General features: G+C 74.9%; 10 protein-coding genes. 7 read left to right on the top strand and 3 right to left on the bottom strand.

Features of this window, described 5'->3' with window-relative positions:
• Positions 1–80: 80 nt before the first annotated feature.
• Genes ACN27G_RS20090 through ACN27G_RS20080 form a run of 3 tightly spaced genes read right to left on the bottom strand, consistent with a single transcriptional unit; the run spans position 81 to position 2,764 of the window.
• A complete protein-coding gene (locus ACN27G_RS20090) occupies positions 81–755 on the bottom strand; it encodes a TVP38/TMEM64 family protein (RefSeq protein ID WP_421494319.1) in 675 nt (224 codons plus the stop codon).
• A 13-nt stretch (positions 756–768) separates the two neighbouring features.
• Positions 769–1,503 carry a type 1 glutamine amidotransferase gene (locus ACN27G_RS20085; RefSeq protein ID WP_421497396.1) on the bottom strand — a complete coding sequence of 245 codons (735 nt, stop codon included), beginning with the start codon at positions 1,501–1,503 and terminating at the stop codon, positions 769–771.
• Positions 1,504–1,516: 13 nt separating this feature from the next.
• Entirely contained in the window at positions 1,517–2,764 is a 1,248-nt protein-coding gene (locus ACN27G_RS20080) for a MurT ligase domain-containing protein (RefSeq protein WP_421497395.1), read from the bottom strand.
• 129 nt (positions 2,765–2,893) lie between these two features.
• On the opposite strand from ACN27G_RS20080, the gene ACN27G_RS20075 reads away from it, so the two are divergent.
• The 7 genes from ACN27G_RS20075 to ACN27G_RS20045 all read left to right on the top strand — a co-directional run bounded on the left by ACN27G_RS20075 (position 2,894) and on the right by ACN27G_RS20045 (position 14,132).
• Positions 2,894–5,914: an AAA domain-containing protein gene (locus ACN27G_RS20075; RefSeq protein ID WP_421494318.1), complete on the top strand. Its 3,021-nt coding sequence runs from the start codon at positions 2,894–2,896 to the stop codon at positions 5,912–5,914.
• 400 nt (positions 5,915–6,314) lie between these two features.
• Positions 6,315–6,746, top strand: coding sequence for a division/cell wall cluster transcriptional repressor MraZ (mraZ, locus tag ACN27G_RS20070; RefSeq protein WP_421494317.1), 432 nt, complete (start codon positions 6,315–6,317; stop codon positions 6,744–6,746).
• 198 nt (positions 6,747–6,944) lie between these two features.
• Positions 6,945–8,081 carry a 16S rRNA (cytosine(1402)-N(4))-methyltransferase RsmH gene (rsmH, locus tag ACN27G_RS20065; RefSeq protein ID WP_421494316.1) on the top strand — a complete coding sequence of 379 codons (1,137 nt, stop codon included), beginning with the start codon at positions 6,945–6,947 and terminating at the stop codon, positions 8,079–8,081.
• On the top strand, positions 8,078–8,752 hold the full coding sequence (locus tag ACN27G_RS20060) for a hypothetical protein (protein ID WP_421494315.1): 675 nt from the start codon (positions 8,078–8,080) through the stop codon (positions 8,750–8,752). The genes rsmH and ACN27G_RS20060 overlap by 4 nt, the downstream gene beginning before the upstream one ends.
• 4 nt (positions 8,753–8,756) lie before the next feature.
• Positions 8,757–11,048, top strand: coding sequence for a peptidoglycan D,D-transpeptidase FtsI family protein (locus tag ACN27G_RS20055; RefSeq protein ID WP_421494314.1), 2,292 nt, complete (start codon positions 8,757–8,759; stop codon positions 11,046–11,048).
• 52 nt (positions 11,049–11,100) lie between these two features.
• Positions 11,101–12,729 (top strand): UDP-N-acetylmuramoyl-L-alanyl-D-glutamate--2,6-diaminopimelate ligase, encoded by a 1,629-nt coding sequence (locus tag ACN27G_RS20050; RefSeq protein ID WP_421494313.1) that lies wholly within the window; start codon positions 11,101–11,103, stop codon positions 12,727–12,729.
• Entirely contained in the window at positions 12,726–14,132 is a 1,407-nt protein-coding gene (locus ACN27G_RS20045; RefSeq protein WP_421494312.1) for a UDP-N-acetylmuramoyl-tripeptide--D-alanyl-D-alanine ligase, read from the top strand. The genes ACN27G_RS20050 and ACN27G_RS20045 overlap by 4 nt, the downstream gene beginning before the upstream one ends.
• The last annotated feature ends 6 nt before the right edge of the window (positions 14,133–14,138 follow it).

Genomic DNA, 14,138 nt, shown 5'->3' with positions numbered 1-14,138 from the left:
GACGTAAATACCCTCAAATCACACCTGCCCGCGCCCCACCGTCTCGACCCGTGTCGCCCGAAGGTGGCGGTCACGTCGATTCAGGCCGCGCCGACCCGTTCCGCCCGCCACCAGCGGGCCGCCAGCACGGCGGTGGCGACCAGCCCGAGAGCGCCGGGGCTGACCGCCAGCCAGTTGATCCCGGTCGGGGAGACCACCGCCGCACCCACCGCGGCGTACCCGAACGCGGACGGGGTCGCGGCCAGGACGCTGCCCAGCAGGAACGGTCCCAGCCGGGCGCCGGTGGTGCCATAGCCGTAGCTGATCAGCCCGAACCCGCCGAGCGGGATCAGTCGGACGGTGATCACCCCGAGCAGGCTCTGCCGGGCGAACCAGCGGTCGAGCCGGGCGAGCCGGCCGCGTACCCGCTCCGCCACGAACTCGCGGCCGAGCAGCCGGCCGACCGCGAACCCGGCACCGGCGGCGAGCAGCGCGGCGGCCAGCGTGTAGCCGGCACCGGAGAGCGGTCCGAAGATGGCGCCCCAGGCGACCGTTATCGCGGTCCGGGGCACCAGCGCCACCAGCAGCAGCGCGCCGACGCCGATCGCCGCCACCGGGGCCAGCGGGCCGAGCCCGTCGGCGAGCCGGGGCAGCTCGGCCACGTCCGGGCGGGGAAGCAGCAGCAGGCCCAGCCCGCAGAGGCCGAGCAGCAGGAGCAGTACGGTGAACCGCGCGACCGACGGCCGCCACAGCAGGCGCCGGACGCGGCCGATCACTGCCGGGCGGCGATCACTGCCGGGCGGCGGCCAGGGCCGCGCTGCGTTCGTGCCGGAGCCGGTCCGACCAGGTGTCGTCCAGCGGCGGCAACTGCTGCACCCCGATCGCCCAGCGCAGCAGCAGGTCCGCCAGTGCGGGGTTGCGGGCCAGCGCCGGACCGTGTGAATACGTCCCGAGCAGCTTGCCCCGCCACGCCCCCTCGGTGCTGCCGTCGTTGCCGACCCCGCTGCTGACCCGGGCCAGCGGGGAGACCCCGGCGCCGAGGTGGGTCCGGCCGCCGTGGTTCTCGAAGCCGCTCAGCGGCGGCAGCCCCAGCCGGGGGTCGATGTCGCCGGCGAGTTCGCCGACGGCCCGGCTCGGCCCCCGGTCGGAGTGCAGGTCGAGCAGGTCCAGGCCGGCGCACTTGGTGCCCTTGGCGAAGAACGAGCCGCCCAGCAACTGGTAGCCGGCGCAGACCGCGAAGATCACCGATCCCTGGTCGGCGGCCCGGCGCAGCCCGCCGTCCGCGATCAGCCGCTGCGCGCCCAGCGCCTGCGGGCCGTCCTCGCCGCCGCCGAGCAGGTAGATGTCGGCCGAGACCGGCAGCGGCTGGTCGGAGCGGATCTCGAGGATCTCCACCGGCATCCCGCGCTGCTGGGCCCGGCGGGCCAGGATCAGCAGGTTTCCCCGGTCGCCGTAGGTGGAGAGCAGGTCCGGGAAGATCCAGACGATGCGCAGGTTGCTCTCCCCGCCGGTCGGGCCGGGCATGCGGTAGGCGGGATCAGTTGACACGGTCCAACTCCGCTCGGATGTCCTGGAACGCCGTGTAGTTGGCGATGACCTCGAGCCGTCCCGGCGGGACGACCGTGATCGCTTCGGTAAAGGTCCGCACGTGCTGGAACGGCACGTCGTTGACGTCCAACCGGACGGCGAGGTCGTACGCCCGGTCGCCGGTGATCAGCACCTGGCGGCCGCGTAGCGGGGAGAAGTCCACGTCGAAGAGCCACGAGGTGTCCAGGCCGTCCGGGTCCCGCGCGTTGATCGACAGCAGTGTCGGCGCCTCGTCGGCCATGTCGAACGCCTCCAGCCAGCTCGCCGGGTTCTTCGCCAGCAGCAGCCGGATGGTGCGGCCGTCCCTGACCACCTGGGCGTACCGGCCGGCGACCGAGGCGACCCCGCCGAGCCGGGAGACCGCGTCGGTCGGGCGTACGCCGAACTCGGCGGCGACGGCCAGCGCGGTCGCCGCGTTGCCGAGGTTGACCCGGCCGGGTAGCTGCAGCACGATCTTGTGCCAGTCGCCGGCCGGGTCGACCACGCCGTCGTCCTCGACCACCCACTGTGGCTCCGGCCGGCGCAGCGGGCAGCCGGTGCACCACCACTGGTCCGCCATCCGCTCGATCGGGGCGCCGCACTCGGGGCAGACCCACGAGTCGTCGTGCCAGCGCTGCCCGGCGCTGAACCAGGTCACCACCGGCGACGCCACCTGCGGGCTGCGGTCCGGTGGCGGCATCGCCGCCCAGACCACCATCGGGTCGTCGGCGTTGGCGACCACCCGCACCGAGGGATGCCGGACCAGTGCGGCCCGCCAGAGCTGGGCCATCATCGCCACTTCCTTGGCCCGGTCGAGCTGGTCGCGGGAGAGGTTGAGCAGCGCCACCACCCGGGGCTCGGTGGACTCCAGCACCTGGGCCAGATAGTGCTCGTCGACCTCGAGCACCGCGTACGGGGTGGTGCCGGCCTTGGCCAGCGCCGAGGTGTGTCCGGTGGGCATGTTCGCCCCGAACGAGTTGGTCGCCACCCGGCCGAGTACGCCCACCGCCGCCGCGGTCAGCCGGGTGGTGGTCGTCTTGCCGTTGGTCCCGGAAATGAGCGCGATGGCCCGGCCCGACGCCAGGTGGGCCAGGAGGTCCGGATCGATCTTGAGACCGATCCACCCGCCGATCACCGAGCCGTCACCCCGCCCGGCCGCCCGGGAGAGGGCCGCGGCGGTGCGCGACACCGAACTGGCCACCTTTGCCCGGAGAGGCATCTTCCCGTCCGTCACGCGAGCGAGGTTACCGGACGGCGCCGGGGTGGCGACCGTCGCACGAAGTACCGGTGCGGGCCCGCGTTCCGTCCGGGTAGCGGGTGGCAGCGGTGTTGCTACGCTCGGCGGCCGATGAGCCCCTCCGTCGCCACCGTGCTGCGGGCCCTCGCCGACCTCGCGCCGGCCGCCCCCGAGCGGATCCTCGACGTCACCCGTCCCGGCCAGCCGCTGATCTGGCTGGCCGACCCGCGTTCCTGCCGCCGGTCCCGTGAGGTGGACCGGCTGGCAGCGGCCGACCTGCTGCACCGCGACGAGCGGACGCTACGCCGTGGCTGGGGACTCGTCGGCGGGGTGGTCGAGACGGAGGGCGGCACCCGGAAGGTGCGGGTGCCGCTGCTGCACGAGCCGGTCCGGCTGGAGCGGACCCTGCGCGGATACCGGGTCGTCCCGGCGGGCGACCTGGAGGTCACGCCGCTGGTCGAGGAGCGGGACCTGGCCGCCCGGCTGGAGGCGGCGCCGGGTCTCGGCGCGCCCGACTGGCTGGCGAGTACGGGTGCCGAGGCGTGGTTGCGCACCGTCGCCACGGCGGCCGGCCTGCCGGTACGCGAGGTCGACCGGACCCGGCGTACCGGTCGGGCGAGCTTTCCGGCCCGCGCGCCGGTGCTCTACGTCTCGGCGGTGCTCTTCGGGGTGCGCGACGTCGCCGGGGTGGCCCTCGGTGACCGGCTGCGTGCCTGGGCGGCCCACCCGGAGGTCGACTCCACCGCCCTGGCCGTGCTCTACGGCACCGGCAGCCCGGACGGCCGGAACGACTCCACCGACCCTGCCGGTGCCGCCGAGCCGGTCGACTCGCCGCTGCCGCTCAACGAGGCGCAGGCCGAGGTGGTACGCCGGGTCCGGCGGCAGCCGGTGACCGTGGTCTCCGGTCCGCCGGGCAACGGCAAGAGCCACGCGGTGGTGGCCGCCGCGCTGGACGTGGTCGACCGGGGCGGAAGCGTCCTGGTGGTCACCCAGTCCACGCACGCCGCCGACGTGCTCGGCGAGTTGCTGGAACGCTATCCGGGGCCGCGGCCGGTGCTCTTCGGCGACGCGGAGCGCCGGGCCGCGCTCGCCGCCTCCCTCGAACTCGGCGCCGAACCGCTCGGCACCGAACCGGAGGTGACGGCGGCGACCCTGGACGCCGACCGGGCCGCCGTCGCCGAGGCGGCCGCCACGGTCGAGCGGGTGACGGGGCACCTCACCGAGCTGCTCGACCTGGAGATGCTGGCCGGGTCCGTCCGGCACTGGGCACCGGTGATCGGCGGGCTCCGCCTCGACGTACCGGGTGCCTTCGAGCCCGGTGCCGACCTGGCCTGGGCGGCCCGGGCCGCCGGCCGGCTCCGGGCCTCGGCCGGCGCCCGGTGGCGCCGGCTGCTGCCGGGGCCGCCCGGCCGCCGGCTGCGGCGCCGGCTCGGCGCCGCAGCCACGGTGCCGCTGGACCGGATCGAGGCGGCGATCGCGGCGGCCCGGGCGGAGGTCGCGGCGGCCCGGTTGGCGACGGTCGGCGGCGCCGACACGGCTCCGTTCTGGACCGAGCTGGCACAGGCCCGGCAGCGGTGGTCGGCGGCGTTGGGCAGCGCGATGCGGCACCGTAGCCGTGGCCCGGACCGCTGGGACTCCGCCGGTCGCCGCAGCGCCGCCGCGCTGGGCGGGGCGCTGCGGGCGGGCCGCAACCGGCGGCGCGAACTCCTCGCCGAGCTGAGCGGGGAGTCCCTGGTCCGCGCCCTGCCGCTCTGGGTCGGCACGGTCACCGACGTCGAGGACCTGCTGCCCCCGATCGCCGGGCTCTTCGACCTGGTGATCATGGACGAGGCGTCGCACACCGACCAGATCCGGGCGGCGCCCGCCCTGGCCCGGGCCCGGCGGGCGCTGGTGGTCGGCGATCCGCGGCAGCTCCGGTTCGTCTCGTTCGTCGCCGACGTCGACGTGGCGGCGACCCTGGACCGGCACGGCCTGGACAACCGGGTGGACGTCCGTCGGGTCAGCGCCTTCGACCTGGCCGCCGGCGCCGCCCCGGTCACCTGGCTCGACGAGCACTACCGGTGCGCGCCGCACCTGATCGAGTTCTCGGCGCACCGCTTCTACGGCGACCGGATCGCGGTCGCCACCCGCCACCCCGGCAACGAGACGGCGGACGTGATCGACGTCGTGCCGGTGCCGGCCGCCAGGACCGAGGCGGGGGTGAACCGGGCCGAGATCGCGGCGGCCGTCGCCGAGGTACGCCGGCTGGCCGAGGCGGGCCGGACCGGGATCGGCGTGATCACCCCGTTCCGGGCCCAGGCCGACGCCCTGGAGGCGGCGCTGGTCGCGGCGTTCCCGGTGACCGAGATCGAGCGTCTCGGGCTGCGGGTCGGCACGGTCCACTCGTTCCAGGGCAGCGAGGCGGAGACCGTGGTGGTGTCGCTGGCGGTGACCGACCCGGTTCCCGCCGGACGGTTGCGCTTCATTACCGATCCGAATCTGTTCAACGTGATGGTGACCCGGGCGCGGCGCCGGATGGTGGTGCTGACCTCGCAACCGGAGCCGAACGGCCTGATCGGCGACTACCTGCGGCACGCCGGCTCGCCGCCGGGCCCGCGCGGTGAGCCGGTGACCGTCCCGACTCCGTCCGCCGCCGGTCCGCCTGTCTCCGGTACGTCCGCCGCCGACGCGCCGGCCGTCGGTTCGTTCGCTGCCGACGCGCCGGCCGTCGGTCCGTTCGCTGCCGACGCGCCGGCCGTCGGTCCGTTCGCTGCCGACGCGTCCGCCGTCGGTCTGTTCGCCGCCGACCCGCCCGCCATCGGTTCGTCCGCCGTCGGTCCGGGTGAGGCGGTCGGGGCGGAGCCGGTCGGCTGGCCGGCCGCGCTGGCGGCGGAGCTGACCCGGCTGGGGCTACCGGTGCGCCGCCGCTACCCGGTCGGGCGCTGGACCGTGGATCTCTGCGTCGGTGCGGGTGCGGCGGCGATCGGGCTGAGCTGTGCCGTGCACCCGGCCGGCCCGGTGGCACACATCGCCCGGCACGGTGCGCTCGTCCGGGCCGGCTGGGTGGTCGCGGACGCCTTCCCCAGCCGGTGGGGCGGCGATCCGGTCCGCGCCGCCCTGGAGATCGCGGCCCGGTGGCCGGGACCGGGCTGAACCCGCTGTCGTCCGGCCCGTTGCCGTCCGCGACCCGGTGCGGCCGAGGCGCCCGGCGGCGCCGCGAATTTTTCCTCCACTTCCCTCCCCGCCCCCATGATTCGGGCCGGTTACAGCGCCCGATGAGTCGGAAATACACGCTTATTTCCTGGTGGCCGACTTCCGGCGTACCGCTGTCGGATAACGGACCCGGGCGCCGGGGTCCCCGTTTCCCTCCACCGACGACCACCCGCTCTGACGTGCGGATTCACCCGGGAGACAGTCGGTCTTTCCGGGCGATTCCGGTTGCGGGTGGAGGGAAGTGGAGTAGAGTGGGGCGCGATGGGGGGCCAGGAGGGCCCGCCGGCCCGGGGGGCAGCGGCGCCGCGAACGCCGCTGGAAGGGCGAGGGGGTTGGGCCGGTGTTTCTCGGCACGCACACCCCGCGCCTGGACGAGAAGGGCCGGCTGATCCTTCCGGCCAAGTTCCGGGATGAGCTGGCGGGAGGTGTCGTGATCACCAAAGGGCAGGAGCGCTGCCTCTACGTCTTCCCGATGCCCGAGTTCCAGCGCATCGCCGGGCAGTTGCGCGAGCAGCCGATGACGCACAAGGCGGCCCGGGCCTACGGCCGGGTCTTCTTCGCCAGTGCCCACGACGAGATCCCGGACAAGCAGGGTCGGGTGACCATCCCGATCCACCTGCGGGAATACGCGGCGTTGGACAGGGAGCTGGTGGTGATCGGCGCGAGCACCCGGGTGGAGATCTGGGACAAGCGGTCCTGGGAGACCTACCTCGCGGAGAGCGAAGAGGACTTCGCCGACATCGAGGAGGGGGTGCTGCCGGGCGGACTGTAGGGCGGCGCGTGCCAACGCCCGACGTACTGCGAGATCTCCACCCGCTCCAGGTTCCTGGCGCCTCTTCCCCGGTGCCAGGCGCGATCCTCCGACGGTCCGAAGGTCGGCCCGGGGGGCAGAGCGGATGGGGATCTGGCGGTATGACGAGCGAGAAACACCGGGCACGTCCGGACGGGACAGCGGTCACTGGGGGTCGACATGGGGGAGCTACGCGGTACGCACGTGCCGGTGCTGCTTGAGCGATGTCTCGAGCTGCTCGCCCCCGCGCTGGACCGGGCCGACCGGCCGACCGTGTACGTGGACGCCACCCTCGGGCTGGCCGGGCACGCCGAGGCGGTGCTCGCCGCGCATCCGCGTACCGTCCTGGTCGGACTCGACCGGGACACCGAGGCGCTGGCCCACGCACGGGCCCGACTCGACCGGTACGCCGACCGGACGCACCTGGTGCACGCGGTCTACGACGAGCTGCCCGAGGTGCTGGCGCGGCTCGGTCACGACCAGGTGGACGGCATCCTCTTCGACCTCGGCGTCTCCTCGCTCCAACTCGACGCGCCCGACCGCGGGTTCGCCTACGCCCAGGACGCGCCGCTGGACATGCGGATGGACCAGTCCGCCGGCACGACCGCCGAGGAGGTGGTCAACACCTACTCGCACGGCGAGCTGGCCCGGGTGCTCCGGGTCTACGGCGAGGAGCGGTTCGCCGGGCGGATCGCCTCGGCGATCGTCCGGGAACGGGAACGCTCCCGGCTCACCTCGTCGGCCCGGCTCGCCGAGCTGGTCAGGGAGGCCATACCGGCACCAGCCCGGCGTACCGGGGGACATCCGGCCAAGAGGACGTTTCAGGCTTTACGGATCGAGGTAAACCGAGAGCTGGCGGCGCTGGAAACGGCGCTGCCGGCCGCCCTGGACGCGCTGTCCGAGGGCGGCCGCGTGGTGGTGCTGTCCTACCACTCGCTGGAGGACCGGATCACCAAGCAGGTGTTCGCCAGCCGCTCCCGCAGCACCGGGCCGGTCGACCTGCCGGTCGAACTGCCCGGGACCGGACCGACGCTGCGGCTGCTCAGCAGGGGAGCTGAGCTGCCGGGCGAGGCGGAGGTCGGTGCCAACCCGAGGGCCGCCTCGGTGCGGCTGCGGGCGGCGGAGCGGATCGGACCCGACGGCGGTACGAGCACGACGACGGAGCGGCGGGCCGTCCGCGAACGGCCCGGCCGAGCCGTCGGGGTGACGGATCCGCCCGGTGCGGGGGCATCGGGTGGATCCGGTGGAGTACCACGGAATACGCCGCAGCCGGCAACCGACGGCGGCGGCACGACGGTACAGGGGGAGGGAAGATGAACGTCAACAAGCGCGAGCGCCGGGAACAGCCCGACGCGACGCGCGGCGCGCAGCAGCGCGCACCGCGGTCGGGGGGCCGGACCACGGTGCAGCGGGCGCGGCGGGTGGATGGCGACCGGTCGAACCCGGCGCCGGAGTCCCGCGTCCGGGGGGCGCGACGGTATCCGACGCAGGGCAGTGCCGCCCTGCGCGAGCAGGACTGGGAGGAGCCGGCGGAGTCCGCCCGGGGCCTGCGGGTCTGGGACAGCTCCGACGAGCGGCCGGAGGGTGCACCGGAGCCGGCGGCTCCGGCCCGGCGCACGCGGCTCCGGGCGGCGCCACCACTGCCGGTGGCCCGGCCGAGGGTCTCCTTCGCGGCGCTGATCCTGGTGCTGGTGGTCGGCGGGATGCTCGGCATCCTGGTGGTCAACAGCAAGGTCAACGAGAACGCGTTCCGGCTGGAGCGGCTGCAGCAGCAGCAGTCCACGTTGAACATCCAGCAGCAGGAGCTGGAGCAGAAGATCGCCGAGGCGGAGGTGCCGGGCAACCTGGCGGCCCGGGCCCGCAAGCTGGGTCTGGTCGACTCGGGGTCGCCGGCCTTCATCCGGCTGCCGGACGGCCGGGTGATCGGAGTGCCACAGCCGGCCGGCGGTGAGCCGGCGATCACCAGCCAGCAGGGCACCGGGGGATGATCCGGTGACCTCGCGGTCCGACGAGCCGCGCCGGGACGCTTCGGTGTCCCGGCGCGGCTCGTCGCGTGCCGGCCGGGACTCCGGTGATCGCGGCTCCGGCCAGGCCGGCCGTTCCGGGACCGCCGGCCGGTCCGGCGGCGGACAGGGCGGCCGCGGTGGTTCCGGCCAGTCGCCCCGCTCCGGTTCCGGCCTCGGCGGCATCTCCGACGCCCGGGCGTACACCCCGCGCGGCCGCACGGTGCGGGACGATCCCGGGCTCCGGCGTACGACCGGGGTGGCCGGCGGGGCCGCCGACGCAGCCGCCCGGAGCCGGCGTACCCCCCGGACCGGCCGGTCGGCGGACCCGTTCCGGCCGGCGTTGCAGGTGCTCGACGGCGGTCGTTCCGGAGGGGCCCGGACCGCCCGGCGGGCCGTCCCGACCGGCGCCGGCCGCACCATAACGGCGCGCCCGCTCCGGGACGGCGGCGACGTCGCAAAGCCTGCCCGGCGACCGGCCGAGGGCGCGGGCCGGAGCGGCGGATCGCCCGCCCGGCGGCCGGTCCGGCGACCGCGCCGGCCACCCCGGCTCGCCGACGCGCACCGGCGGCTGCGGCTCGGCACGCTGATCGCGCTCGCCATGTTCACCACCATCGGCATCCGGCTGGTCGCGCTCCAGGTGGTGGAGGCACCGGAGTATGCGGGCGGCGGCGTCGCCGACCGGCTGCGCACCGTCGTCCTGCCGGCGCCCCGGGGCGCCATCTACGACCGCTCCGGCGCGGCGCTGGCGCAGAGCGTCGAGGCCCGCTACGTCTACGCCGACCCGGAGAAGGTCGAGGATCCGGCCACGACCGCCGCGGCACTCTCGCCGCTGCTCGGCATCCCGGCCTCGAAACTGACCGACGAGATGCGGAAGCGGAAGCGGCCGGACGGGCGCCCGTCGCAGTTCGAATACCTGGCCCGCGGCGTCGAGATCAACACCGCCGAGAAGATCATGGAACTCAACCTGGCCGGCATCGGCACCGGGCGGGACGAGCGGCGCGAGGTCCCCGGCGGCGACCTCGCCGCCAACCTGATCGGCTTCACCAGCCAGGACCTGGTCGGCCTGGAGGGGATCGAGGCCCGCTACGACGAGCTGCTGCGCGGGGTCAACGGCGAGCGGGAGTACGAGGTCGGCAACGGCGACCTGGCCGCGGAGATTCCCGGCGGGCACAGCAGGGTCGTCGAGGCCCGCCCCGGCAGTTCGCTGCAGCTCACCATCGACCGGGACCTGCAATACATGGTGCAGCGGATCCTCGCCAAGCGGATGGAGCAGGTCAACGGCACCATCGGGGCGGCCGTGGTGCTCGACGTGCGCTCCGGCGAGGTGCTCAGCCAGGCCAGCTACCCGACCTACGACGCGGCCGACTGGGGCAGGTACGACCCGAGCGACCGCAACGACACCGCCACCAGCTTCGTCGTCGACCCGGGGTCGATACACAAGGCCATCGTCTTCGGCGCCGGGCTGGAGGAGGGGGTGATCACCCCGGAGACCGCCTGGCCGACCCCGTACAGCATCCGCAAGGGTGACCAGGTCTTCCGGGACACCCACAACGCCCAGGGTCGGAAGCTGAGCGTCGCCGGCATGCTCGGCTTCTCCTCCAACGTCGGCACGATCCGGATCGCCGACCGGCTCGGCACGGAGAAACTCCACGACTACCAGCTCCGGTTCGGGCTGGGCCGGCCGACCGGAGAGGGAGTGCCGGGCGAGGCCTCCGGGCGGGTGCTGAAGCCGTCCGAATACAGCGGCTCGTCGTACGGGTCGGTGCCGATCGGGCACAGCGTCGACGTCACGCCGCTGCAGATGGCGGCCGTCTACGCGGCGATCGCCAACGACGGCACCTGGGTGCGGCCCCACCTCGTACGCGAGATCATCGGCCCGGACGGGAAGCGGAAGCCCGTACCGGCACCGGAGACCCGGCAGGTGCTCCGCCCGGAGACCGCCGCCGCGCTGCGTACCCTGCTGGAGGCGCCGGTCACGATCGAGGGCGGCACCGCCAGCCAGGCGGCGATCAGCGGTTACCGGATCGCCGGCAAGACCGGCACCGGGTCACGGGTGGTGGACGGCCGCTACGCGCCCGGCGAGGTCGCCTCGTTCATCGGGATGGACCAGGCCGACGATCCGCGTTACGTGGTCGCGGTCTTCGCGTACACCCCGTCGGGCGGGGGCGGGGACGTCTCCGCGCCGGCCTTCAAGGAGATGATGGAGTACGTGCTCCGTCACTATCGGGTGCCCGCGACCGGCGCCGCGCCGCCGAAGTTCGTGGTCTATCCGCGATGAGCAGCCGAAACGGGACATCATCGGGAGGTGCGGGCAAACCACCGGGGCGGCTGTGCGGGGCGGACCCCGCGACGGGGTAGGGTCTGACGCCGTGCCCGGCAATCCCCGTCCCCGCGCCGTGACGCCGGTCCGGCTCGCCGATCTCGCCGCGCGAGTTGCCGCCGCCGACACGCACCCGGATGCCGCCGACCCGACGGTCACCGCCGCCGACCCGACGCTTCCCGCCGGGGAGGTGACGGTCACCGGGGTGACCCACGCCAGCGGCGACGTCCGCCCCGGCGACCTCTACGCGGCGCTCCCCGGCGCCCGCCGGCACGGTGCCGAGTTCGTGGTCGCGGCGGCACAGGCCGGCGCGGTCGCGGTGTTGACCGACCCGGCCGGCGCCGCGGCAGCGGCCGAGGCCGGACTGCCCGCCCTGGTGGTGGCGGATCCGCGCGCGGTGCTCGGCGAGGTGGCCGGTGCCGTTTACGGTGACCCGACCGCCGGGCTGACGGTCATCGGCATCACCGGCACCGCGGGCAAGACCAGCACCACCTACCTGATCGAGTCGGGGCTGCGCGCCGCCGGCCACCGCACCGGGCTGATCGGCACCGTGGAGTGCCGGCTCGGCGACCTGGTGGTGGCCAGCGTCCGGACCACCCCGGAAGCCACCGACCTGCACGCCATGCTCGCCGCCGCCCGGGAGCGCGGCGTCACCGCGGTGGCGATGGAGGTCTCCAGCCACGCCCTGGCGATGGGGCGGGTCGGCGGGGTCCGGTTCACCGTCGGCGGCTACACCAACTTCGGCCACGACCACCTGGACTTCCACGCCGATGTCGCCGACTACTTCGCCGCCAAGGCGCGACTCTTCGACGGCCGCTGCGACGTCGAGGTGCTCAACCACGACGACCCGGCGCTGGTGCCGCTCCGCAGGCCGGGCACCGTCAGCTACTCGGCGGCGGGCGACCCGGCCGCCATCTGGTGGGCCGGCGACGTCCGCGACTCCGGCTACACCCAGACCTTCACCGCGCACGGGCCGGGTGGCGTGGCGGTGCCGGCCGGGGTGGCACTGCCCGGCCGGCACAACGTGGCCAACGCCCTGCTGGCGATCGCCACGCTGGTCGGTGCCGGGGTCGACCCGGCGGTCGCGGCCAGCGGCGTGGCCGCCTGTCCCGGGGTGCCCGGACGGCTGGAGCTGGTCGAGGCCCCCGGCCCGGTGCGCGGGGTGGTCGACTTCGCACACACCCCGGACGCGGTCGTCGCCGCGCTGACCGCGCTGCGCGACCTGACCACCGCCGGCAACCGGCTGATCTGCGTACTCGGCTCCGGCGGTGACCGGGACCACGGCAAGCGGTCGTTGATGGGTGCCGCCGCGTCGGCCGGTGCCGACCTGGTGGTGGTCACCGACGACAACCCGCGCAGCGAGGACCCGGCGGTGATCCGGGCCGAGGTGCGGCGCGGGGCGGAGCAGGCCGGCGGGGAGCACGGCGGCGGGGTGGCCCGGGTGGTGGAGGTGGCCGGACGCCGGGCCGCGATCGACGAGGCGGTCCGGCTCGCCGAGCCCGGTGACGTGGTCGCGGTGCTCGGCAAGGGGCACGAGCGCGGCCAGGAGATCGCCGGCCGGACACATCCGTTCGACGACCGGGTCGAGCTGGCCGCCGCGCTCGCCGCCCGGTTCGGCAACCTGGTGGGGCGCCGATGATCCCGCTCACGCTGGCCGAGGTGGCCACCGCGGTCGACGGCCGGCTGGCCGGTGCCGACCCGGCGGCCCGGGTCACCGGCCCGGTCGAGTTCGACTCCCGCAAGGTGCGCCCCGGCGGGCTCTTCGTGGCGTTCCCCGGTGAGAAGGTGGACGGCCACGACTTCGCGGCGGCGGCGGTCGCCGAGGCCGGCGCGGTCGCGGTGCTCGGCTCCCGGGCCGTCGACGGGGTGCCGATGGTGCTGGTCGACGACGCCCGCGCGGCGATGGGCCGACTGGCCCGGGCGGTGCTGGACCGGCTTCCCGAGCTGACCGTGATCGGGCTGACCGGATCCTCCGGCAAGACCACCACCAAGGACCTGGTCGCACAGCTCACCACCAGGCTCGGCCGCACCGTGGCGCCGCCGGGGTCGTTCAACAACGAGCTGGGGCACCCGTACACCGCGTTGCAGGCCGACGCCGACACCCGGTTCCTGGTGCTGGAGAAGGGCGCCCGGGGGATCGGACACATCCGCTACCTCTGCGAGCTCGCGCCGCCCCGGATCGCCGTGGTGCTCAACGTCGGGGTCTCGCACATCGGCGAGTTCGGCTCGCAGGAGGCGATCGCGCAGGCAAAGGGCGAACTGGTCGAAGGGCTGCCGGCCGACGGGCTCGCGGTGCTCAACGCCGACGACGACCGGGTACGCGCCATGGCGGCCCGCACCGCCGCCCAAACCGTGCTGGTGGGCGAGGCCGCCGACGCCGAGATCCGGGCCGAGGAGGTCGACCTGGACGACCGGGGGCGGGCGTCGTACACCCTGGTCACCCCGGAGGGGCGGGCGGCGGTCCGGCTCGGGATCAGCGGGCGGCACCAGGTCGGCAACTCGCTCGCCGCCGCCGCGGTGGCCCGGGAACTCGGCATGCCGCTGGCCACCCTCGCCGAGGCGCTCGGCGCGCTCGGCCTGCCCTCGACCCGCCGGATGGACGTCTTCGACCGCACCGACGGGGTGACGGTGATCGACGACTCGTACAACGCCAACCCGGCCTCGACCTCGGCGGCGCTGCGGGCGCTGGCCGGGATGGGGGCGCGGCGGCGCACCTTCGCGGTGCTCGGCTACATGGCCGAGCTGGGCGATTTCGAACGGGACGGGCACGAGCAGGTCGGCCGGCTCGCGGCCGAGTTGGGCATCGACCGGCTGATCGTGGTCGGTGAGCCGGCCGCGCCGATCCACGACGGCGCGGTGGCGATGGCACATTGGGGAGGAGAGTCGGTGCTGGTTACCGATCAGGCGGCGGCGGTCGAGACGCTGCGCCGCGAGTTGCGGCCGGACGACGTCGTGCTGGTGAAGGGCTCGCGCTACCGCACCTGGGAGGTGGCCGACGCGCTGCGCGCCGAGGCCGTCGGGTCCGGGGACGGGTCCCGATGAGCGGCC

It is taken from the genome of Plantactinospora sp. WMMB334 (genome assembly GCF_049179095.1).
Classification (GTDB): Bacteria; Actinomycetota; Actinomycetes; order Mycobacteriales; family Micromonosporaceae; genus Plantactinospora.
The sequence above is the reverse complement of the archived record's forward strand: the minus strand, read 5'-3'. Positions and strand labels throughout refer to the sequence as shown.